The sequence below is a fragment of the Kitasatospora sp. NPDC001119 genome, from assembly GCF_053598475.1.
In genome coordinates, this window is record NZ_JBSFKI010000013.1 from 220,366 (window position 1) to 241,957 (window position 21,592).

Genomic DNA, 21,592 nt, shown 5'->3' on the forward strand with positions numbered 1-21,592 from the left:
ACGGGCGGGACACCCTCCACGGTGGCGGCCGGCAGTCGCGAAGTCCGTACGGCTCTGGAGCTGCGAACACGCTCGGTGGGCGGATACTGGAGGAGTGGGACGGATCGGACCGGGCGTCGCCGACAGGCCGCCGGAACTGTCCGACCACGGGCAACGGCCTCCAGGTCCCCGGGACCGCGCCGCCGGTGCAGGTCTCGGCGGGCGCCAGGAGCGCCGACGCAACGAGAGAGAGAAGCCGTGATGAGTTACTTCGGCCGTGGAGGAGACAGAGGCGGTGGTTACGGCCGTGACCGTGACCGTGGTCGTGGGCGTGATCGTGATCGTGGCCGCAACCGTCGTGGAAACCACCGTCGCCGTTTCGGCATGTGGTGACGGTGATTTCGGCTAGGACTGCGCACAACAGTCCCGACTAGCGCCATCACAGGGGCCGGCGGTACCACCGCCGGCCCCTCACCCTGGGGCCGGCACCGCCGCCACGCGGAGGGTGACGCGTCCCGGACGACGGGGCCCGGACGACGGGGCCCCGGATGACGGGTCCCCACCTCGGAAACGGCGGATCCGGACCCCGAAAGGTCGTTTCCGGACACCGGAACGACGTCTCCGAGAGCAACGGGTCGTGGCCATGCGCGAAGTGACGCCCCCGGGCGACCGGGCGGCGCGGGACGACGACGACCCGGGGCCGGTGACGGACCCGCCCGTCGTCCCGCTGCGGGAGCTGATGCGCCGGTTCTGGCCGTGGGTGCGCCCTGACGTGCGCTGGCTCCCGGTGAGCGCGGTCCTGCTCGTCCTCGGCGCCTTCGGCGAGGTCGTCTCCGTCTGGCTGTTCAAGGACCTGATCGACGACGTCCTGGTGCCCCGGCACTTCGCCGACTTCTGGCTGCTCGCCGCCCTCATGCTCGGCGCGTCCGTGGCCGCCGCGCTGTTCACCTACGGCGGCACCTACACCAGCACCAGGACCGCCGAGCGCTACATGCTGCGGCTGCGCACCGACACCCTCGCCCACCTGCACACCCTGCCGCCCGACACCCTGGAGACCCGCTGGCGCGGCGACCTGGTGGCACGGCTCACCTTCGACATCGCCGAGATCGAGCAGATGGTGGCCACCGGACTGGTCGAGGGCGCCGTGGCCGCGGTCAGCCTGCTGCTGTTCACCGGAGCCGCCTTCTACCTGAGCTGGCCGCTCACCGTGGCCGCGCTGCTGGCCGCCCCGCTGTTCGTCCTCTCCACCAGCCTGTTCGGGCGCCGCATCCGGCGCCGGGAACGGCAGGTCCAGCGCCGCGCGGGCGGCGTCACCGCGCTGCTGGAGGAGTCCCTGCGCAACGCCACCGTCACCCGGACCTGCGGCCAGGAGAGCCGCGAGGTCGAACGGGTCCACCGGGAGGGCAAGGCCCTGCTCGACGCCGAACTCTCCGCCGCCCGGGTCGCCGACCTCTACCAGCCCTTCCTCGGCGTGCTGCAACTGCTGGCCGGGCTCACGGTGGTGGGCGTCGGCGCGCTGGAGGTCATCCACGGGCAGCTCAGCCTGGGCGGCCTGCTCGCCTTCGCCGCCTTCATGGCCCAGCTGTTCGAGCCCGCTCAGCAGCTCGCCGCCCTCGTCCCGCTGGCCGGCACGGCCTGCGCCTCGGGCGAACGCGTCCTGGAACTGCACGACCTCACCAGCCCGGTGCGCGAACGCCCCACCGCCCGCGACACCGGCCCGGTCCAGGGCCGGGTCACCCTCCAGGGCGTCCGGGCCGGCTACCCCGGCGCCACCGGGACCCCCGGGCCGCCCGTCCTCACCGACCTGGACCTCGACCTGCTCCCCGGTGAGACCCTGGCCCTCGTCGGGCCCAGCGGCAGCGGCAAGTCCACCCTCGCCAAGCTCCTCGTCCGCTTCCTCGACCCGCAGGCCGGCACCGTCCGCCTCGACGGCCAGGACCTGCGCGACCTCACCCTCGTCTCGCTGCGCCAGGCCGTCACCCTGCTGCCCCAGCAGGCCCCGCTGTTCCGCGCGACCATCGCCGACAACATCGCCTACGGCCGCCCCGACGCCCCGCCCGCCGCCATCGAACGCGCCGCCCGCAACGCCGGCGCCCACGACTTCGTCACCGCGCTGCCGGACGGCTACCGCACGGTGATCGGCGCCGACGGCTTCCAGCTCTCCGGCGGCCAGAGCCAGCGCGTCGCCATCGCCCGCGCCTTCCTGCGGGACACCCCCGTGCTGGTCCTGGACGAACCCACCACCGGGCTGGACCCGCACACCGTCGAGCAGTTCGTCCCCGCGCTGCGCCGCCTGATGACCGGGCGCACCACCGTCCTGATCACCCACGACCGGGCGCTGCTGCCCCTCGCCGACCGCGTCCTCACCCTCCGGCCGCCGGACACCGCCGGTCCGGCCGCCGGTCCGGACAGCCGCCCGGACGCCAGCCCGGTCGACGCGTTGCGCGGCCGGGAGCCGCGGAAGCCCTGAGCCGACGGCGCGGCGGCTACGCGCCGAGGTAGTGCAGGACGGCCAGGATGCGGCGGTTGTAGTCGGTGGTGCGGGGCAGGTCCAGCTTGTCGAAGACGGCGTTGAGGTTCTTCTCCACCGCGCTCATCGAGACGTGCAGCCGCTGCGCGATGGCGGCGTTGGTCCAGCCCTGGGCGAGCGCCTCCAGGACGCTGCGCTCACGCGGGGTGAGCCGGGCCAGCGGGTCGGTGCGGGTGGTGCGCACCACCAGTTGGCGCACCACCTCCGGGTCGATCACCGCTCCGCCCGCCGCGACCCGCACCAGGGCGTCCAGGAACTCGTCGACCTCCGCCACCCGGTCCTTCAGCAGGTAGCCGACCCGCTCCGCGCCCGCGTCCAACAGCCGGGCCGCGTACCCGCGTTCGATGTGCTGGGAGAGTACCAGCACGCCCACCTCCGGCCAGCGCTCGCGGATCTCCACCGCCGCCCGCAGCCCCTCGTCGGTGTGGGTCGGCGGCATCCGGATGTCCACCACCACGACGTCCGGCGGCCGTTCCGCCACCGCCGCCGTCAGCGCCGCCGCGTCGCCGACCGCGGCCAGCACCTCGTGCCCCTCCTCGGCGAGCAGCCGGACCAGGCCCTCCCGCAGCAGGGTCGAGTCCTCGGCGAGGGTCACGCGCATGGCAGCTCCGCGGTGATGACGGTCGGGCCCCCGGCGGGGCTGTGGACGTGGAGGGTACCGTCCAGCGCGGCGACCCGCCCGCGCAGGCCGGTCAGGCCGCTGCCCGCCGGGTCCGCGCCGCCGGTGCCGTCGTCCTCGACCCGTACGGTGAGCACGCCGGCGGTCCGCTCGACCAGGGCCGAGACGGCCGAGGCGGCGGAGTGCTTGGCCGCGTTGGTGACGCACTCCGACACCACGAAGTAGGCCGCGGTCCGGACGGGTTCGGGCAGCGGGCCGGCCACCTCGTAGCGGAGCCGCAGCGGGACGGCGCACCGCTCGGCCACCCCGCCCAGCGCCTCCTCCAGGCCCAGGGTGTCCAGCGCCGACGGGTACGCCCGCCAGGCCACCTCGCGCAGCTCGGTCAGCACCCCCTGCGCCTCCCGGTGCGCCTGGCGCAGCAGCGCCTCCGTCCGCTCCGGGTCCTGGTGGCGGTCCAGGCCGCGCCGAGCCCGGCCGATCAGCATCGCCAGCGCGACCACCCGCTGCTGCACGCCGTCGTGCAGATCCCGCTCGATCCGCCGCCGCTCGGCGTCCACCGCCTGCACCACCGCGGCCCGGCTGTCGGCGAGTTCGGCGATCCGGCGGCGCAGCAGCTCGGCCTCGGACGGCCCGAAGCACTCCCGGGCGGTCCGGGCGTCCAGCGCGGCCAGCGAGAACAGGCCCTGCACGGCCAGGAAGAGCAGCACCCCGCCGAGCAGCACCTGGGTCGCCAGCTCCTCCCAGCCCAGCGAGCCGCGCAGCACCCCGCCGACCAGCAGGACGGCCAGCGCCAGCCCGAAGCCCAGCAGCCCCAGCACCACCCCGGCGACGAGCCCGCCGCCGCTGCGCACCGCCAGGTAGCGCAGCACCCGGCGGTCGTCCGCCCGGTACTGGTGGGGGAAGCGGTCGCCGAAGAAGGCGCTGCGCCGGGCCCGCTCCAGTGCGGCCAGCCGGCGCACCCCGGACAGCAGGCCCGGCACCGCGTACGGGCGGGTGCGCGGCCAGAGCAGGAACGGGCCGAGGACGACGGCCGCGAGGAGGAGGTACAGCGCGGAGAGCGCGGCGCTCGGGCAGCCGAGCAGAACTCCGGTGGCCCGGCGCGGCCATGACGTGGTGTCCGCTGCATCCCCCTGCACGGGGTCCGAGCTTACGGGGCGGGCCGGGCCTTCGGAGGCGGTGGGGTGTTCGGGGCCATCGGGGCCGGTGGGTCCGGCCGGGCCGGTCACCGGGCGCGGCGGTGCTGGGCGGCGCTGTTGCGCCCGCGCCAGCGCATCACGACGTACCCGGCCACGGCCGCCGCGACCACCACCAGGACCGCCTTGGAGAAGAGGCCGACGTACGTCTCCACCGTGTCCCAGCGGTCCCCGAGCAGGAACCCGGCCATCACCAGCACGCTGTTCCACACCAGGCTGCCGATCGTGGTCAGCATGACGAACGCGGGCAGCGGCATCCGCTCGACCCCGGCCGGAACGGAGATCAGGCTGCGGAAGATCGGCACCATCCGGCCCAGCAGCACCGCCTTCGTCCCGTGCCGGGCGAACCAGGCCTCGGTGCGCTCCAGGTCGGAGGCCTTGACCAGCGGCAGCCGGGCCCAGATCGCGTGCATCCGCTCCCGGCCGAACAGGGCGCCCAGCCAGTAGAGGACGACGGCCCCGGCGACCGAGCCGAGGGTCGTCCAGGTCAGCGCGGAGGCGAGGCTGATCACGCCCTGCCCGGCGGCGAAGCCCGTCAACGGCAGGATCACCTCGCTGGGCAGCGGCGGGAACAGGTTCTCCAGCGCGATCGCCAGGCCGGCCCCGGGGCCGCCCAGGGTGTCGACCAGGTCGGCCGCCCAGCCGGCGAAGCCGTCGGCGGGCTGCTGGGCGATGGCGAGGACGGTGTGCGGCATGCGGGCTCCAGGGTGGTCGCGGTGCCGGCGCCTGGTGCGCCCGGCTCTGCCCTCCACGCTAGGAACCGCAGGTCAGCGCCGGTATGCGGGTTTCCGGCGGACGCCCTGTGGTTTTCCGTACCGCCGCACCCTGTGGTTTTCCGCAGGGGCGGAGAATCCGGTGGCGGCTGGCGTGGCCGCTTTGTCAGGATGGCGCCATGGACGACGCATTCACCCTGGCCTGGCAGTATTCCGCCGGACTGGTCTTCCCCGAGGACCTGCCGATGGCCGCCGCCGGGCTGCTGGCGGCGGGCATCGGCGGGGACTCGCCCGCGCTCTGCGACCTCGCGGGGCGGCCGGGCCGGGGCGAGCCCCCGGTCGAGCTGACGGAGCTGCTGTGGCAGGCGATGGCGGAGCTGGGCCTGCCGGTGCCGGACGACGGCTTCGTCCAGCGCAGCCTCCTGCACCACACCGCGGCCCGGCTGGTGTCCGGGGAGATCACGCCGGTTGAGGCCGTCGCCATGCTCTGGTCCCGGATCGACGAGCGCACGACCGGGGCGGAGCGGCGGCTCGCGGAGCTGGTCGACCAGGTCTGCTGCCCGGGCTGCGTCGACACGTGGCCGGTCGAGGTGACGCGGGACTGGGAGCGGGAGATGAGGGCGGCGGCCGTCGAGGTGGCGTCGGCGGCCGACCACCGGAACGCCGCCTCCTGGCACCGGGGCTGAACGCGCCTCGCCCGCCGGGCGGTTGGCGATCAGTCGTTCGGCGGCTCAGCGGTTCAGTGCGGCCACGGTCTCCCTGGTCAGCTCCCGCGCCCGGGCGACGGTGGCCGTCAGCTCCGCCGCCGACCCGCCGGGCTCGGCGAGCAGGCCGTGCGCGCGCCGGCCGAAGTACGGTGGGGCGTCCGGCAGTTGACCGGCTACGGCCAGCGCGCCCTTCTCGTTCAGGCACCAGCGGCGGTGGTGGGCGAACAGGGCCTGGACCAGGATGCCGACGGCGTGCGACAGGCAGAGCGAGACGTGCAGGGCGTCGGCGCGGACGGCGCTCTTCGCGGCGGTGTCGAGCAGGAAGCCGGCCTCCCAGGTGGCCGCGGTGAGGGCCCCGCGCAGCGGTTCCGGGTAGTCGGCGGTCTGCCGCTTGAGCCGCGCCAACTCCCCGGTGGGGTCGGCCAACGGCTGTCCGAGGGCGACCTCGCCCGGGTAGCAGGGCGACCAGAAGCCGAGCGGGTGGCCGGCCTGCGTCCCCACCTCGTAGCGGCCCGCGCGGCAGTCCGCCCACACCCGTCCGACCCGGTCGAGGTCCCGCAGGATCCAGTCCACGGTGACGCCGTCGACCCGCAGCCACGCCCCGCCGTTGACCCACGGGCCCCAGCCGCCCGGGCCGGCCACCTCGGTCCCCGGCCCGGCGAGCGCCCGCAGCGCGTCGAGGTCGGGGCCGCCCCGGTAGTACACCCCGAGGTCCCAGTCCGAATCCGGCCGCTCCTCGCCCCGTGCCCGGCTCCCGCCGAGCATCACTCCCACCACGCCCGGCACACGGGCGAGTTGACCGGCCATGTCCTCGATGATCGCGCGCATGAAGGAGATTCTGGCAGGAGAAGCGGTGTCCGCCCGGGAATTTCGGATGCGGTGGTGGCGTCCGCGGAGGCGTACCCACTCCTCGCCACTCTCAACGTACAGCGCACGGGGGGCCTTGCCGCAAGGCCCCGGTGGTGACGCAGAATCACCGCTTCGAGGACGCAGGTCCGCGAAGCACGGAAGCAGATCCGCGAAACGGGGAGTCACGAAGTGCGAGTGGTGTTGTCGACGTACGGGTCGCGCGGGGACGTCGAGCCGATGGCCGCGCTGGCGGTGCGGCTGAGGGAACTCGGCGCCGAGGTGCGGGTCTGCGCGCCGCCGGACGAGGAGTTCTCGGCGCGGCTGGTCGAGGCCGGAGTCGAGCCGGTGCCGGTCGGTCAGTCGGTGCGCGCGCTGGTCAGCGGTCCGCCGCCGAAGCCCGGGGAGCTGCCCGCGCGCGCCGCCCGGCTGGTCGAGCAGTTCCACGCGGCGGTGCTCGCGGCGGCCGAGCCGGGCGGCGCGGTGCTGGCCACCGGGCTGTTCCCGGCGGCGGCCGGCGCACAGGCGGCGGCCGAGCAACTGGGCGCCCGCTTCGTGTACGTGGCCCTCCAGCCGACCGTGCTGCCCTCCCCGCACCACCGGCCGTTCGAGTACCCGATGCTGCCCTACCCGCCGGAGGCGACCGACCCCCGGGAGCTGTGGGAGCTCAACATCGGGACGATGAACGCGCTGTTCGGCGACGCGGTCAACTCCCGCCGGGCGGCGGTCGGACTGCCCGAGGCCGACAACGTCCGGGACCACGTCCTCACCGGCCGGCCGTGGCTGGCCACCGACCCGCTGCTCGACCCGTGGCCGCGGCCCGCGGAGGCGGACCCGGCCTGGCCCGAGGCGGTGCAGACCGGCGCGTGGATCCTGCCGGACGAACGCCCGCTGCCCGCCGACCTGTCGGACTTCCTGGCGGCTGGCGAGGCGCCGGTGTACGTCGGCTTCGGCAGCATGCCGCTGCGCGACCCGGCGGGCGCCGCCCGGGTCGCCGTCGAGGCGGTCCGGGCGCAGGGCCGCCGGGTGCTGCTCGGCCGCGGCTGGGCCCGACTGGCGGAGGTGGACGGGGCCGAGGACTGCTTCGCGGTCGGCGAGGTCAACCAGCAGGCGCTGTTCCCGAAGGTGGCCGCCGTCGTCCACCACGGCGGCGCGGGCACCACCACCACGGCCGCCCGGGCCGGGGTGCCCCAGGTGCTGGTCCCGCAGATGGTGGACCAGCCGTACTGGGCCGCGCGGGTGGCCGAGTTGGGCATCGGCGCCGCCCACGACGGCCCGACCCCGACCACCGCGTCCCTCGCCGCCGCCCTGCGCCGGGCCCTCGCCCCCGCCATCCGGGAGCGGGCCGCCGCCCTCTCGGCCCGGGTCCGCACGGACGGCGCGACGGCCGCCGCGAAGCTGCTGCTCGGCTGAGGGGGACAGGGGCGCGGGAAGTCGGCCCGGCCGACGTCCCGCGCCTGCCCCGGGCTCAGGAGGCCGGTTCGGTCAGGTACTTGGCACCGGCGTCCGGGAGCTTGTTGCCGTCCTTGTCGAAGAACTGCCAGGACTTCGCCCGCATCGTCCCCGGGCGGGCCACCACCAGCTCGCGGATCGGGGAGTCGGCCACGGTGACGGGCGTCGGCTCCGTGGTGCTGCCGTCCGCCCAGGTCACCACCACCCGGCCGACGTCCGGTCCGATCGAGAGCAGCACCACGTCCAGCGGGGCCACGGTGTCGCCCTTGCCCCGGTGGCCGACCAGGCCGCCGCCGAAGACGGTCCGGTTGCGCGGGTCGACCTTGCCCGGGGCCGCCTGGGCGCCGTCGGAGTCATGGCTGAGCCGCACCCCGTCCACCGTGAAGTAGACGTTGGTGACGTCGCAGTCCGGCTGCCAGTACCGCTGGACGTACTCCTCCGTCGGCTTGGAGACCGCCGAGTCGTACCTGCTGCGCTCCTCCCACACCGCCGTCGCCTGCTCGAACGCCCGCTCCCGGGGGGCCTCCGGCCACAGCGCCTCCCACAGCTGCCACTGCTTGCCGTCCGGGGTCAGGCCCTGGCCGAGCACCACCCGGACCGGGGTCAGCGGGTTGCGGAAGGCCGGGGCGGTCCCGTTCGGCGGGAGGGGGGTGCCCAGCCCGGGGGTGTTCGCCACCGTGAGCGTGGGCGTGGGCGCGGCGCCGACGCCGGCCGGACCGATCCCGTGGGCGGGCGCCGGGCCCGGCCGCAGCTGCGCCAGCGCCCCGCCGGTCAGCGCCACCGCGGCGGCCAGCGCCGCCGCGCCGACCACCGTACGGCGGCGGTGCCGCAGCCGGCGGCCCCCCGCCAGGATGTCCGTCACCGGCGCCGGGCCGATCCGCGCGCCGGCCGCCGCCTCGGCGAGGCCGAGCCCCACCCACAGGTCCGTGCCGTCGTCCCCGCCCACCCCGTCCGGTTCCCGGTCCATGCCGCCCCTCATGCCGCTCCTCCGATGTGCGTCGTGTCCTTGAGTCCCACCAGTGCCGTGACCTGCCGCAGCCGCGCGATGCCCTTCGCCGCGTGGCTGCGTACCGCGCCCACCGAGCACCCCATGGCGGCCGCCGTCTGGCTGTCGCTCAGGTCCTCCCAGTGCCGCAGCACCACGGCCTCGCGCTGACGCGGCGGCAGGGTGGCCAGCGCGGCCAGCAGGGCCCCGCGCTGGTCGGAGCGGGCGTAGCCGTCCTCCACCCCCGCCGCGTCCGGCACCGCGTCCACCAGCAGCTCCGGCGCCCGGCGGCGCCAGCGGCGGGCGTGCTGGTTGACCAGGATCCGCCGCACATAGGCGTACGGATCGTCGGCCCGGCGCACCTTCGACCAGGCCGCGCAGGCCTTCTCGGCGGCCGACTGCACCAGGTCCTCGGCCGCGTACTGCTCGCCGGCCAGCAGGTACGCCGTCCGTACCAGGCGCGGCCAGACCGTGACAATGAACGCCTGGAACCCGTCGTCCCGATCGTCTTTCGCTTCTCCCATGAGCACCTCCGAGCACCTCCTTCACCCGTCCAGAGCCCGGGGGCGGTCGAAAGCGCTTACCTGTGACCGCGGCGGCTTCAAATCGCTTGGGGAACGGCGGCGGGGACACTACGATCCGCCGAATGATCATTTCTCATGACGTAGCGGGCAGCGGGCCCGCCGTGGTGCTGCTGCACTCCTCGGTGTGCGACCGGCGGATGTGGGACGCGCAGTGGCAGCCGCTGGTCGACGCCGGACACCGGGTGGTCCGCTGCGACTTCCGCGGCTTCGGCGACACGCCGCTCGCGGACGCCCCGTACAGCGACGCCGGGGACGTCCTGGCCCTGCTCGACCACCTGGGCATCGGGACCGCCGCCCTGGTCGGCGCCTCCTACGGCGGCCGGATCGCCCTGACGGCGGCCGCGCTGCGCCCCGAGGCGGTCACCAGGCTGGCCCTGCTCGGCGCGGGCATGCCCGGACACCAGCCCAGCGACACCCTGCGCGCCTTCGGCGGGCGCGAGGACGCGCTGATCGAGGCCGGGCGGATCGACGAGGCCGTCGAGCTGAACGTCGAGTCCTGGCTCGGCCCGGAGGCCGACGAGCGGACCCGTGCGCACGTCCGCCGGATGCAGCGCCACGCCTTCGACGTCCAGATGACGGCGACGGTCGGCTCCGACCGCGAGGACGTCGACCTCGGCCGGATCACCGCCCCCACCCTGGCCGTGTCCGGCGCCCACGACTTCCCGGACTTCCGGGACATCGCCGCCGCCCTCCCCGCCCTCCTCCCCGACGCCCGCCACCAGGAGCTCCCCTGGGCCGGCCACCTCCCCAGCCTGGAGCGCCCGGCCGAGACCACCGCCCTGCTGCTCGCCTTCCTCCACGAGGACGGCCCGGCCGCGCGGTAGCGGCGAGCCGTGCGGTGGCGACGGCGGTGACCCCGTCGTGGGGCAGCCCGTCGAGGGAAAGGCCGGACCCGAACGTGTGTCGGGAGCCATGATGACGGGGTGCACTTCACCACGGAATCCAGCGCGGACGGCGTGACGCAGCGCCACTTCACCCTCGACGGCGCGCCCGGAGTGCTCTGGCAGCCGGACGGATCGCCCCTCGGCGGGCGGCCGTTGGTGCTGCTGGGGCACGGCGGCGGCCAGCACAAGCTGGGTCCGGGACTGGTGGACCGGGCCCGGCGGTTCGTGCGGCGGCACGGGTTCACGGCGGTGGCGCTGGACGCGCCGGGGCACGGGGAGCGGACGCGCAGCGCCCAGGACGAGCGGTTCGCCACCGAGATCGGGGAGTTGATCGCGGCGGGCCGGCCGGTCAGCGCCTGGGTGGCGCGGCACACGGCGGCGCTCGCGGAGCGGGCGGTGCCGGAGTGGGTGGCGGTGCTGGACGCGCTGAGCGGCGAGGCGGAGCGCACCGGTCGGACAGAGGGCCCCGGACAGGCGGAGCGCCCCGGTCGGGTGGAGGACCTCGGACAGGCGGAGGGCCTCGGGCCGGTCGGGTACTGGGGGTTGTCGCTGGGGAGCGCGATCGGCATCCCGCTGGCGGCGGCCGAACCGCGCGTCGCCGTCGCGGTGTTCGGGCTGACGGGGCACGCGTCGCAGGCGGAGGCGGCGGGGCAGGTCGGCGTGCCGGTGGAGTTCCTCCTCCAGTGGGACGACGCGCTGGTCCCGCGCGAGGGGGCGCTGGCGCTGTTCGGCGCGCTGGGCTCGCGGGAGAAGACGCTGCACGCCAACCCCGGGGGCCACCTGGAGGTGCCGGAGCCCGAACTGGAGTCGTCGGAACGGTTCCTGGCGCGGCATCTGATCCGGGCGGGAGTGAGCGCGGCCCCGGCATAGCCGATGCCAACCGTCAGTAAAACTTCGCAAAGGATTTCTCCCTGCAACGAACCCTACGGGCCGTGACTTCAACAGATTGTTGCAGCTCAGCGGCTCGATGGTCACCCTTCGTGGATTTGGCATAACACCCCGTACCCCCTGGACTTCGCAAACCATAGGAGTACGGTTCCGGAGGAATCGCCGGGGCCGACATTCAGGCAGGCCGGCCGTACCGGAAAATTGGTGCGCAGCATGGGTTTGCAACAGGGTGGGGAGAGCGCCTCGGTGGCGACTCGTCCGATATCCGCCAGGGTGGTCGCGGAGGTCCTGCGCGGCGTCGCGCAGGTCGATTTCATGCCGTCCGTCGTCTGCGGACTCTTCTTCGTGGCCGCACTGTTCGCCGCCGACTGGCGGTACGGCCTCTACGGACTGCTCGGCAGCGCCGTCTCCACCGCCGTCGCGTACGGGCTCGGGCTCGACCGGGAGACCGTCGGGGCGGGGCTGCACGGGTACAACGGCTGCCTGGTGGCGCTGAGTTGCGCCGTCTTCCTGGGCGCCGGGCACCCGGCGACGGTCGCGGTGGCGGCCCTCGGGTCCGCCGTCGCCGTGGTGGTCACGGCGGGGCTCGGGGCGCTGCTCGCCACCTGGCGGCTGCCCGCGCTGACCGCGCCGTTCTGCCTGGTCGCGACGGCCGTCACGGCGGCCGCCCCCGGCTTCCGGCGACTGTGGCAGGGCGCGGGCGCACCCGCCGCGCTGCCCGTCCCGGCCGCCGGGCCGACCGGGCTGAGCTGGGACCAGCTCTGGCACGGCTTCTTCGCGAACATCGGTCAGATCTTCTTCATGCCGCAGTGGTACGTCGGACTGCTGTTCCTCGCCGGGCTGTTCGCGGCGAGCCGGCTCGCGGGCCTGATGGCCTGCGCGGGGAGCGCCACCGGGCTGCTCACGGCCTGGGTGTTCGGCGCCCCCGGCGAGGCGGTCGGGCAGGGCCTGCTCGGGTACAGCGGCGTCCTGGTCGCCCTCGCGCTGTGCGGGGTGTTCCTGGCGCCCGACGCCTGGAGCGCGGCGTACGCCCTGGTCGGTGCGGCCGGCGCGACCGTGCTCACGCCGGCGCTCGGCGCGCTCTCCGCGCCCTTCGGCGGTCACGCCTTCACCTGGCCGTTCGTCCTGACCACACTGCTGTTCCTGGCGGCGGTGCCGGCCGTCCCGCGCCTGCGCCGGACTTGATTCCGCGTCCGGCGCCGCCGAATTCATCTGATGTCGAGAACCCCGGGCTCACCGAAGCCCCTTGAGCATCTTTCTGCATTCCATCGGATTCTCGGAAAGGAAGAGTGATACCCGTGAATCTCTCGCCGCGTGAGATCGACAAGCTGTACATCTACGTCGTCGCCGATCTGGCCCGCAAACGCCGGGACCGCGGCGTCAAGCTGAACTACAGCGAGGCCTGCGCGCTGATCAGCGAGGCGATCATGGAGGGCGCCCGGGACGGCCGCACCGTCGCCGAGTGCATGGAGATCGGCAAGCAGGTCGTCAGCGGCGAGGACGTCATGCCGGGCGTGCGCGAGATGCTCCCGCTGCTCCAGGTCGAGGCGGCGTTCGTGGACGGGACCAAGCTGGTCTCCTGCCACGACCCGGTGGGTGCCTGAGTGATGACCCGGTCCCATGCCGCCGCCACCGTGGTGCTGGCCGGCGGCCACGAGAGCGACGGCGGCCGGGACCTCGCGGCGCTGGCGGCCCGCGAGTCCACCGTGCACGCCGCGGCCCCCGCGGGCCGTCCGCTCACCGAGGCCGTCCGGTCCGCGCTCGCCGCGGCGGGCGACGGGCCGGTGTGCGTCGTACCGATGACGCTCGGCCGCGACCCGAAGCTCGTCGCCGACACCGCCCGGGCGCTGCGCTGGCTGGCCGCCGCGGAGGGCCGCGGACGGCTCGCCCTGACCGCGCCCTTCGGCGCCGCCGACCACCTGATCGGCTGGCTGCGCGCCGCCGCCGGCACCGCCCCCGACGGCGCGGTGCTGGTCACCGCCCCGGTGGCCGGCCCCTTCGAGGACGCCGAACTGTTCCGGATCGCCCGCCTCGCCCGCCAGTACGGGCGGCACCGGTGGGTCGAAGTCGCCTTCGACGGCGGCGACCCGGACCCGGCCGAGGGCGCCGAACGCTGCCGGCTGCTCGGCGCCCGCGAGGTGACGGCCGTTCCGGCCTCCTTCGGGCCGGCCCTGCGCACCGCGCTGCCCGGCGTACGGGACGGCGGCCCGCTGCTGCGGCCCTCCGCCGTCGCCGGGGTGGTCGCGGCCCGGACGGCGGCGGCGCTGCACCTGCTCGGGCACGGGGAGGACGGCATCCTGGCCGGCCTCGACGCCGAGCACGGGCACGGCTACGCGCACAGCCACGGGCCGGGGGAGCAGGGCCACGGTCACAGCCACGGGCCGGGCGGGCACCAGCACGGCCATGGGCCGGGCGGGCACCAGCACAACCATGCGTCGGGCGGGCACCAGCACGGCGATGCTCCCCACCCGCACCACCCCAGCCATACCCACGAACCCGCACACACCCCCCACTGACCCGGCAGAGAGGAAGGCCAGCCATGTCTGGTGGCGCCGCGTACCTGTACGGCGACGACCCGGTGGAGATCAACGCCGGCCGCGCCAAGGCCACCGTCACGGTCAGCAACACCGGTGACCGGGCGATCCAGGTCGGATCCCACTACCACTTCTTCGAGGCCAACCGCGCCCTCGACTTCGACCGCAACGCCGCCTTCGGCAAACACCTGGACATCCCGGCCGGCACCGCCGTCCGGTTCGAGCCGGGCGACACCAAGGACGTCACGCTCGCCGAGTTCGGCGGCCACCGCCGCCTGGTCGGCTTCGCCAACCTCGTGGACGGCGGCATCACCGCCCCCGCCACCCGCGCCCGCGCCGTCGACCGGGCCATCGCCCTCGGCTTCAAGGGCACCAACCTCGACCACAAGGAAGACCGGCCCCGGGACTTCCACACGGAGACCCACCCGGAAGGCGACCGCTGATGGCCATCCTCTCCCGCAGGCAGTACACCGACCTCTTCGGCCCCACCGTCGGCGACCGCTTCCACCTCGCCGACACCAACCTCCTGGTCGAGGTCGAACAGGACTTCAACCAGGGCCACTACGGCGACGAGGCCGTCTACGGCGGCGGCAAGGGCATCCGCGACGGGATGGCCCAGGACCCGGCCGCGACCTCCCTCCAGGGCGCCCTCGACCTGGTCATCACCAACGTGGTCGTCATGGACGCGGTGCTCGGCGTGGTCAAGGGCGACATCGGCGTCAAGGACGGCCTGATCGTCGCGGTCGGCAAGGCGGGCAACCCGCACACCCAGAGCGGCGTGCACCCGCGGCTGGTGATCGGCCCCGGCACCGAGGTGATCTCCGGCGAGCACCTGATCGCCACCGCCGGCGGCATCGACACCCACATCCACTTCATCGCCCCGCAGCAGGTGCAGGAGGCGCTGAGCAACGGCATCACCACCCTGATCGGCGGCGGCACCGGCCCCTCCGACGGCACCAACGGCACCACCTGCACCCCCGGCCCGTGGAACATCCACCGGATGTACCAGGCCGTCGAGGACCTGCCGGTCAACGTCGGCCTGCTGGGCAAGGGCAACGGCTCGCTGCCCGGCGCGCTGCGCGAGCAGGTCGAGGCGGGCGTGTGCGGCCTCAAGGTGCACGAGGACTGGGGCAGCACCCCGGCCGCGATCGACAGCGCGCTGAGCGTCGCCGACGAGTACGACGTGCAGGTGGCCATCCACACCGACACCCTCAACGAGTCCGGCTACTTCGAGGACACCCTGTCCGCGATCGACGGCCGCACCATCCACACCTTCCACACCGAGGGCGCGGGCGGCGGCCACGCCCCCGACATCATGCGGATCGCCGGCGAGCCCAACGTGCTGCCGTCCTCCACCAACCCGACGCTGCCCTACACCGTCAACTCGGTGGACGAGCTGCTGGACATGGTGATGGTCTGCCACCACCTCAGCCACAACATCCCCGAGGACGTCTCCTTCGCCGACTCCCGGGTCCGCGCCGAGACCATCGCCGCCGAGACCGTGCTGCACGACGAGGGCGTCATCTCGATCTTCTCCTCCGACTCGCAGGCGATGGGCCGGATCGGCGAGTCCTTCACCCGGGCCTTCCAGACCGCCCACCACTGCAAGGAGCAGCGCGGCAAGCTGGCCGGCGACAGCGAGCGCAACGACAACGCCCGCGTCCTGCGCTACCTCGCCAAGCTCACCATCAACCCCGCCGTCGCCTCCGGCACCGCCGACCACATCGGCTCGCTGGAGCCCGGCAAGCTCGCCGACATCGTGCTCTGGCCGATCAACTCCTTCGCCGCCAAGCCGAAGATGGTCATCAAGGGCGGCGTGATCAACTGGGCGCTGATGGGCGACCCGAACGCCTCGCTGCCCACCCCCCAACCGGTCTACTACCGGCCGATGTTCGGCCAGTACGGGCGGGCGAAGCAGGCCACCCGGGTGTCCTTCATGTCGCAGGCCGCCGTCGACCTCGGGGTTCCGGCCCAACTCGGCCTGGAGAGCCGGGTGCTGCCGGTGCGGCGGTGCCGTACGGTCGGCAAGCAGCACATGGTGCGCAACGACGCGCTGCCGAAGATCGCGGTCGACCCGGAGACGTACAAGGTCACCCTGGACGGCGAGCCCGCCACCATCGAACCGGCCCGCGAGCTGCCGCTCAACCACCTGTTCTACCTCGCGTGAGCCCCGTCACCGAGACGCGGCCGGGCCTGGACGCCATGGGCGGCCTGGACGCCGTGGGCGGCCTGGGGGATCCGGACGCCCTGGACGGCCTGGACGCCCTGCTGGTCTGCCTCCAGCTGACCGACTCGGCCTTCCCTAGCGGCTTCTACACCCTCTCGCACGGGCTGGAGGGCTACGCCCAGGCCAAGGCCGTCACCCCGGACACCCTGCCCGGGCTGCTCGCCGACCTGCTGCGGCACGGCGTCGGGCCGTCCGACGCCACGGCCCTGGTCCTGGCCCACCGGGCGGCCACGGCGGGCGACTGGGAGCTGCTCGCCGAGACCGACCAGCGGCTGCACGCCACCAGGCTCAACCGCGAGCTGCGCCTGGCCGCCACCCGGACCGGGCGCCAACTCCTGGACATCGCCCGGGAGTCGGTGGGCGGCGAGCCGCTGGAGCGGTACGCCGCGCTGGTCGCGGAGAAGCGGGCCCCCGGCTGCCAGGCGGTGGCGGCCGGGGTGGCGTACGCCTCGGCCGGCGTCCCGGTCCAACAGGCCGTCACCAGCGACCTGTTCGCGTTCTGCACCAGCTTCGTCGGTGCGGCGCTGAGGCTCCGGCTGACCGACCACCGCAAGGCGCAGGTGGTGCTGCGGGCGGCCTCCCCGGTGATCCGGGAGGTCGTATCCGCCGCCCTGGAACGGGACTTGGCGGACCTCGGCGGCTGCGTGCCGGTCGCGGACGCCATGTCCGGGCGGCACGAGCGGGCGGAGGCCCGGCTGTTCATGAGCTGACCGCCCGATGCGAACGTGCGCCACAGAAGAACGACCGACAGAAGGAGGAGAGTTGACCGAGAACGTGCTCCGCGTGGGCATCGGCGGACCGGTGGGCTCCGGCAAGACGGCGCTGATCGAGGCGCTCGTCCCGGTGCTGATCGCCCGCGGCCACCGCCCGGCGGTCATCACCAACGACATCTACACCCAGGAGGACGCCCAGCACGTGCGGCGCACCCTGGCCGGGATGCTGGACCCCGAGCGGGTCGTCGGCGTGGAGACCGGCGCCTGCCCGCACACCGCCGTACGGGACGACCCGACGATGAACCTCGCGGCCGGCGCCGAGATGCTGGAACGCTTCCCGGACGTCGACACCCTGCTGTACGAGTCCGGCGGCGACAACCTCACGCTGACCTTCAGCCCGGTGCTGGTCGACCTCTTCCTCTTCGTCCTCGACACCGCCGAGGGCGAGAAGATGCCCCGCAAGCGCGGCCCGGGCATCACCGAGTCGGACCTGCTGGTCATCAACAAGATCGACATCGCCCAGTACGTCCGCGCCGACCTCGGGGTGATGGAGTCCGACGCCCACCGGGTGCGCGAGGGCGGACCGGTGGTGCTCACCAACTGCCTGACGGGGGAGGGGCTGGAGGAGATCGCGACCTTCCTGGAGACCTTCCGCAAGGTCCCGGCGTGACAGCCTCCCCGGCTGCGGCGGTGCCCCGGCTCGACCCCCGGCACTACGAGCCGGCCCGCGTCCCGTACGAGGTCCGCCGCCACGCCGGGACGCCCGACACCCTCGCGGTCGGACGTCCCGGCAAGGTCGGGCTGCTGGAGCTGGCCTTCGAGCGGGTCGGCGGGCGCACCGAACTCACCGGCCACTACCAGAAGTCGCCGCTGCAGATCATGCGCCCGCTCTACTTCGACCCGGCCCGCCCCGACCTCGCCGTCACCTTCCTGATGTCCACCGGCGGCGGCATCCTCCAGGCCGACCGGCTCCGCACCGACCTGCACTGCGGCGCCGACACGGCGGTCCACCTGACCACCCAGGCAGCCACCAAGGTCTACCGGATGGAGCACGACTACGCGACGCAACTGGTCAACCTGACGGCCGGGCCGCGCGCCTACGTCGAGTACCTGCCCGAGCCGGTGATCCCCTTCGTCGACTCGCGCCTCTACCAGCGGACCGTCCTCACCGTCGACCCGGAGGCGACCGTGCTGGCCGGCGAGACCGTCCTGGCCGGCCGCCTCGCCCGGGGCGAGCGCAACGCCTACCGGGTGTTCGCCTCGGACCTCGAAGTGCGGCGCCCAGGTGGTGAATTGGTGGCACTGGACACCGTGCGACTGGAGCCCTCGCCGGGCGGAGGCGGAGGGGGCGGTAGGGGTGCCGGGGTCACCGGGCCGGCGGTGCTGGCCGGGCACGACGTGATGTCCAGCCTGTACGTCCTCAGCCCGCTCGCCCCGGCGGCCCGGATCGCGGACGTCCTGCACGAGGCGGTGGCCGGCTGCGGCCAGGAGTACGGCGAACTGCTCTACGGGGTCAGCGTGCTGCCGCAGGACAGCGGTGCCTGGCTGCGACTGCTTGGCTCCGACACCCGGGCCTGCGCCGCCGCCCTGCGCGCGGCCTGGGACGCGGTCCGGCGGCTGCTGATCGGGGTGCCGGCGCCGGAGCTGCGGAAGACGTAGGGCCGTCGGCCGGCGCCGCCGGTCGTGATCTTCTTCCGGATCCGGCGCAACCCTGGGGCCGGGTGCGCGGTCCTGTCTGGCGTGAACGACGATGCGAGACGGGACGCCGTGCCGGACGAGGTGGGCAAGAAGGTGCCGGACGAGGCGCGCGAGACGGCGCCGGACGTGGCCCGCGATGCGGTGCCGGATGACGTGCGCGATGCGGTGCCGGAGGACGTGCGGGAAGCCGCACCGGACGGTGTTCCGACGCCACCGGCCCGGCGCCTGGTCAACCGCCGGCGGCTGCTGACGGGCGCCGCCGCCCTGGGCGCCCTCGCGGCCGCCGCCGGCGTCAACGAGTGGGCCCGCCGAAAGAGCTCCCACGGCCCGCGACTCTGGCGGACGACCGCCGCGAGCGGGCGGCTCGTGCTGTCCGCCGACCGCCGACAGGGCCTCTACGCCTCCGGCTTCGACGGCTGCGTGCGCGCCCTCGATCCGCGCACCGGCGAGATCCGCTGGAGCCGTACGGTCAGCACACCCGACGCCGCCGCTGCCCCGGGCGGCTGGCCGTTGGTCGCCGGGGACGGTGTGGTGTGCGTGGCCACCGACACCCGTCTGCGGGTCCTGGACGCGGCGTCGGGGGAACAGCGCTGGGAGGCCGCCCTGCCCGACTGGTCCGAGGGCGGGTGGCGGCAAGGCCCCGCCGTCGGCGGCGGCAGCGTGTTCGCGGTGTACGGAAGCTCGGTGCGCTGCTACGACCTGGCCACCGGTGCGCCGCGCTGGACCGGCCCGGCGGGCGTCTCGGCCGCTCTGGCCCTCGACGGCGGCACCGTGTACGCGGCGGGGAGACCGAGGGGGCTCCTGGCGCTGGACGCCCGCACCGGCGAGCGCCGCTGGGAGCGCGACCTCGTCGTCAGCGGCCCACTGACCGTCCACCGGGACGCCCTGCTGGTCTCCTCGCCCCCGGAGACGATGGCCTCCACGATCGTCGCCGCGCTGGACCCGGCGACCGGCGCGCAGCTCTGGGCGTCCGTCCAGCACGGGGAGCTGAGCTGCCCTGTGTCGGCTGCCGGTCGGACCGTCTACATGGGCGGCGGGGACCGTCTGTTCGGGTTGGACACGACGACCGGTGACTGGGTCTGGAAGGCCAACACCTTCGCCGGTCGGAAGGGCGGGACCCCTGCCATGGTCGCCACCGAGGACGGCGTCTACGCCTGGTCGGGGGACGGCCGGCTGTGGGCGTTCGATCCGTCGACGGGCGGGATGCGCTGGCAGGACGATTCGGAGGAGGTCGGCCGGATCTCGCTGGCCGCCGCTGGTGGGACCGTCTACCGGGGCGGCCCGGGCGGCGTTCTCGCGCTGGGCGCCCTGCCGGCGCCGCCGTCGGCCTGACCAGGCGGGTTCAGGGGCGGCCCGTCCCGCCCGGCCCGCCCGGTTCCATGGTCGCCAGGCGGGCGACCTGGCGGTGGCTGAGCTCGACGGTGCGGTTCATGTGCCGCAGGAGGAAGGCGAGTTCGGCTTCGCTGTCCTCGGCGAAGACGGCCGCCCAGTCGGTGGACAGCTCGCGCCACACCTCCCCGAAGCGCTCCAGCGCCTCGGGGAGGACCGCGACCAGCACCCGGCGGCGGTCGGCCTGGTCCCGCTGCCGGGCGACCAGCCCGGCCTTCTCCAGTCGGTCGACCAGCCGGGTGGCCGAGCCGCTGGTCAGCCCGGTGAGCTCGGCGATCCGGCCGGTGGTGACCGGCCCGTCCTCCAGGGTGAGCAGGTTGAGGCACTGGACGTCGGTCGGGTGCATGCCCAGATGGTCGGCGACGGCCTGGTTGAACAGCACGTACGAGGCCAGGTAGCGGCGCGAGACCGGCCACAGCCGGGCCATCAGTTCGTCGCGGGTCGTCGTCATGGGGGAAGGGTAACCGGCTGCCCGATAATTGTTTGCGCCACGCAGAGATCTTTCCCTATGTTGTCTGCATGACGCAGATAACTGAGCCCGCAGCCTCCCGTGCCCGCCTCCTCCCCGTCGCCGTCACCGGCGCCACCGGCGCCCAGGGCGGCGCCACCGCCCGCGCCCTCCTCCGCGCCGGCCGCCCCGTCCGCGCCCTCACCCGGAACCCCGGCTCGCCCGCCGCCACCCAGCTCGCCGCACTCGGCGCCGAACCGGCCCGCGCCGACTTCGACGACCCGGCCTCGCTCGCCACCGCCCTCGACGGCACCGGCGCACTGTTCGCGATGTCCACCCCGTTCGGCACCGACCTCGGTGTCGAAGTCCGCCAGGCCACCGCCCTGCTGGACGCCGCCCGGGCAGTCGGAAGCGTCCGGCACGTCGTCTTCACCTCGGCCACGAACGCCGACCGCTCCACCGGCATCCCGCACTTCGACAGCAAGCACCGCATCGAACAGCACCTGGCCGGCCTCGGCCTGCCCTGGACCGTCCTCGGCCCGGCCGCCTTCATGGAGAACTACGCCAACGACTGGACCCTCCAATCCCTCCACGACGGCGTCTTCCACCTTCCCATGCCCCCCGGAGTCCCACTCCCCGTGATCGCCGCCGACACCATCGGCGCCTTCGCCGCCCACGTCCTGGCCAGGCCTGACGCCTACGCGGGCCGTCGCATCGACATCGCCTCCCAGTGGCGCACCGGCGAGCAGATCGGCGCCGCGATCAGCGCCGCCAGCGGCCGCCCCATCCGCTTCGAACAGGTGCCGCTCTCGGTCGTGGCGGCCCACTCCGAGGACCTCGCCACGATGTTCCGCTACTTCCAGAACCCTGGCCTCACCATCGACACCGCCGCCCTGCACGCCGAACACCCCACCATCGACTGGCAACCCCTGGAGACCTGGGCGGCGGCCCGCACCTGGGACCTCTGAGGGGCTTCAGGCGCCCGCAGTGACCTTGGGTGCTGAGGCCTTGATCAGGTCGATCGTTCCAGCCTGGTACACGTCGCCGTTGACGGTTCCGCCCGTGACCTGATTGGCGGTCGAGATCCTTTGAACGCCACCCACCCGACCTAGATGAGTGAGTCCGATTGCTGGGCTGGCCGCGACCATGACGAAGGGTGCCCGTTGGTTGGTTTGTGAAGACGAACCTGGACACCCTTCTGAC

General features: G+C 74.2%; 24 protein-coding genes. 16 read left to right on the forward strand and 8 right to left on the reverse strand.

Going from position 1 to position 21,592, the window contains the following annotated elements:
- Positions 1-256 precede the first annotated feature (256 nt).
- Positions 257-388 (forward strand): hypothetical protein, encoded by a 132-nt coding sequence (locus tag ACWDD9_RS18620; RefSeq protein WP_255357445.1) that lies wholly within the window; start codon positions 257-259, stop codon positions 386-388.
- A 234-nt stretch (positions 389-622) separates the two neighbouring features.
- On the forward strand, positions 623-2,449 hold the full coding sequence (locus ACWDD9_RS18625; RefSeq protein WP_053112194.1) for an ABC transporter ATP-binding protein: 1,827 nt from the start codon (positions 623-625) through the stop codon (positions 2,447-2,449).
- Positions 2,450-2,465: 16 nt separating this feature from the next.
- Here ACWDD9_RS18625 and ACWDD9_RS18630 read toward each other — a convergent pair whose 3' ends face one another.
- The 3 genes from ACWDD9_RS18630 to ACWDD9_RS18640 form a co-directional block, all read right to left on the reverse strand.
- The gene (locus tag ACWDD9_RS18630; protein ID WP_049654400.1) at positions 2,466-3,110 is read right to left on the reverse strand and encodes a response regulator transcription factor; all 645 of its coding nucleotides are present in this window, start codon (positions 3,108-3,110) and stop codon (positions 2,466-2,468) included.
- Positions 3,101-4,264 (reverse strand): sensor histidine kinase, encoded by a 1,164-nt coding sequence (locus ACWDD9_RS18635; protein ID WP_449812082.1) that lies wholly within the window; start codon positions 4,262-4,264, stop codon positions 3,101-3,103. The genes ACWDD9_RS18630 and ACWDD9_RS18635 overlap by 10 nt, the downstream gene beginning before the upstream one ends.
- Before the next feature lie 86 nt (positions 4,265-4,350).
- A complete protein-coding gene (locus tag ACWDD9_RS18640) occupies positions 4,351-5,016 on the reverse strand; it encodes a DedA family protein (RefSeq protein WP_387966595.1) in 666 nt (221 codons plus the stop codon).
- Positions 5,017-5,213: 197 nt separating this feature from the next.
- On the opposite strand from ACWDD9_RS18640, the gene ACWDD9_RS18645 reads away from it, so the two are divergent.
- A complete protein-coding gene (locus tag ACWDD9_RS18645) occupies positions 5,214-5,720 on the forward strand; it encodes a hypothetical protein (RefSeq protein ID WP_449812083.1) in 507 nt (168 codons plus the stop codon).
- Positions 5,721-5,765: 45 nt separating this feature from the next.
- Here ACWDD9_RS18645 and ACWDD9_RS18650 read toward each other — a convergent pair whose 3' ends face one another.
- Complete coding sequence (locus tag ACWDD9_RS18650) at positions 5,766-6,569, reverse strand: nucleotidyltransferase family protein (RefSeq protein ID WP_449812084.1); 804 nt, start codon at positions 6,567-6,569, stop codon at positions 5,766-5,768.
- A gap of 210 nt (positions 6,570-6,779) precedes the next feature.
- Here ACWDD9_RS18650 and ACWDD9_RS18655 point away from each other — a divergent pair, with 210 nt between their 5' ends.
- Positions 6,780-8,000: a glycosyltransferase gene (locus ACWDD9_RS18655; protein ID WP_449812085.1), complete on the forward strand. Its 1,221-nt coding sequence runs from the start codon at positions 6,780-6,782 to the stop codon at positions 7,998-8,000.
- A 55-nt stretch (positions 8,001-8,055) separates the two neighbouring features.
- Here ACWDD9_RS18655 and ACWDD9_RS18660 read toward each other — a convergent pair whose 3' ends face one another.
- Both ACWDD9_RS18660 and ACWDD9_RS18665 read right to left on the reverse strand, forming a co-directional pair.
- Positions 8,056-9,006, reverse strand: a complete 951-nt coding sequence (locus ACWDD9_RS18660) for a hypothetical protein (RefSeq protein ID WP_449812086.1) — start codon at positions 9,004-9,006, stop codon at positions 8,056-8,058.
- An 8-nt stretch (positions 9,007-9,014) separates the two neighbouring features.
- Complete coding sequence (locus ACWDD9_RS18665; protein WP_074004160.1) at positions 9,015-9,548, reverse strand: SigE family RNA polymerase sigma factor; 534 nt, start codon at positions 9,546-9,548, stop codon at positions 9,015-9,017.
- A gap of 122 nt (positions 9,549-9,670) precedes the next feature.
- On the opposite strand from ACWDD9_RS18665, the gene ACWDD9_RS18670 reads away from it, so the two are divergent.
- The 11 genes from ACWDD9_RS18670 (at position 9,671) to ACWDD9_RS18720 (ending at position 19,884) form a co-directional block, all read left to right on the forward strand.
- Complete coding sequence (locus tag ACWDD9_RS18670) at positions 9,671-10,432, forward strand: alpha/beta fold hydrolase (RefSeq protein ID WP_449812087.1); 762 nt, start codon at positions 9,671-9,673, stop codon at positions 10,430-10,432.
- Between the two features lie 99 nt (positions 10,433-10,531).
- Complete coding sequence (locus ACWDD9_RS18675; RefSeq protein WP_049659985.1) at positions 10,532-11,362, forward strand: dienelactone hydrolase family protein; 831 nt, start codon at positions 10,532-10,534, stop codon at positions 11,360-11,362.
- A 264-nt stretch (positions 11,363-11,626) separates the two neighbouring features.
- Positions 11,627-12,565: an urea transporter gene (locus tag ACWDD9_RS18680; protein WP_449812088.1), complete on the forward strand. Its 939-nt coding sequence runs from the start codon at positions 11,627-11,629 to the stop codon at positions 12,563-12,565.
- Between the two features lie 113 nt (positions 12,566-12,678).
- Entirely contained in the window at positions 12,679-12,984 is a 306-nt protein-coding gene (locus tag ACWDD9_RS18685; protein WP_049661349.1) for an urease subunit gamma, read from the forward strand.
- Between the two features lie 3 nt (positions 12,985-12,987).
- Entirely contained in the window at positions 12,988-13,896 is a 909-nt protein-coding gene (locus tag ACWDD9_RS18690; RefSeq protein ID WP_449812089.1) for a sirohydrochlorin chelatase, read from the forward strand.
- Between the two features lie 23 nt (positions 13,897-13,919).
- A complete protein-coding gene (locus tag ACWDD9_RS18695) occupies positions 13,920-14,357 on the forward strand; it encodes an urease subunit beta (protein ID WP_063780133.1) in 438 nt (145 codons plus the stop codon).
- Complete coding sequence (ureC, locus tag ACWDD9_RS18700; protein WP_049651051.1) at positions 14,357-16,081, forward strand: urease subunit alpha; 1,725 nt, start codon at positions 14,357-14,359, stop codon at positions 16,079-16,081. Before ACWDD9_RS18695 ends, ureC begins: the two co-directional genes overlap by 1 nt.
- 35 nt (positions 16,082-16,116) lie before the next feature.
- On the forward strand, positions 16,117-16,851 hold the full coding sequence (locus ACWDD9_RS18705; protein WP_449812100.1) for an urease accessory protein UreF: 735 nt from the start codon (positions 16,117-16,119) through the stop codon (positions 16,849-16,851).
- A 52-nt stretch (positions 16,852-16,903) separates the two neighbouring features.
- Positions 16,904-17,524, forward strand: a complete 621-nt coding sequence (gene ureG, locus ACWDD9_RS18710) for an urease accessory protein UreG (protein WP_049651049.1) — start codon at positions 16,904-16,906, stop codon at positions 17,522-17,524.
- The gene (locus tag ACWDD9_RS18715) at positions 17,521-18,513 is read left to right on the forward strand and encodes an urease accessory protein UreD (RefSeq protein ID WP_449812090.1); all 993 of its coding nucleotides are present in this window, start codon (positions 17,521-17,523) and stop codon (positions 18,511-18,513) included. Before ureG ends, ACWDD9_RS18715 begins: the two co-directional genes overlap by 4 nt.
- An 81-nt stretch (positions 18,514-18,594) precedes the next feature.
- Positions 18,595-19,884: an outer membrane protein assembly factor BamB family protein gene (locus ACWDD9_RS18720; RefSeq protein ID WP_449812091.1), complete on the forward strand. Its 1,290-nt coding sequence runs from the start codon at positions 18,595-18,597 to the stop codon at positions 19,882-19,884.
- Between the two features lie 10 nt (positions 19,885-19,894).
- On the opposite strand, the gene ACWDD9_RS18725 is transcribed toward ACWDD9_RS18720, so the two are convergent.
- Complete coding sequence (locus ACWDD9_RS18725; protein WP_387966609.1) at positions 19,895-20,392, reverse strand: MarR family winged helix-turn-helix transcriptional regulator; 498 nt, start codon at positions 20,390-20,392, stop codon at positions 19,895-19,897.
- Between the two features lie 68 nt (positions 20,393-20,460).
- Here ACWDD9_RS18725 and ACWDD9_RS18730 point away from each other — a divergent pair, with 68 nt between their 5' ends.
- The gene (locus tag ACWDD9_RS18730) at positions 20,461-21,357 is read left to right on the forward strand and encodes an NmrA/HSCARG family protein (RefSeq protein WP_449812092.1); all 897 of its coding nucleotides are present in this window, start codon (positions 20,461-20,463) and stop codon (positions 21,355-21,357) included.
- A 6-nt stretch (positions 21,358-21,363) separates the two neighbouring features.
- Here ACWDD9_RS18730 and ACWDD9_RS18735 read toward each other — a convergent pair.
- On the reverse strand, positions 21,364-21,592 hold a 229-nt coding region (locus ACWDD9_RS18735), incomplete at its 5' end, for a hypothetical protein (protein ID WP_449812093.1).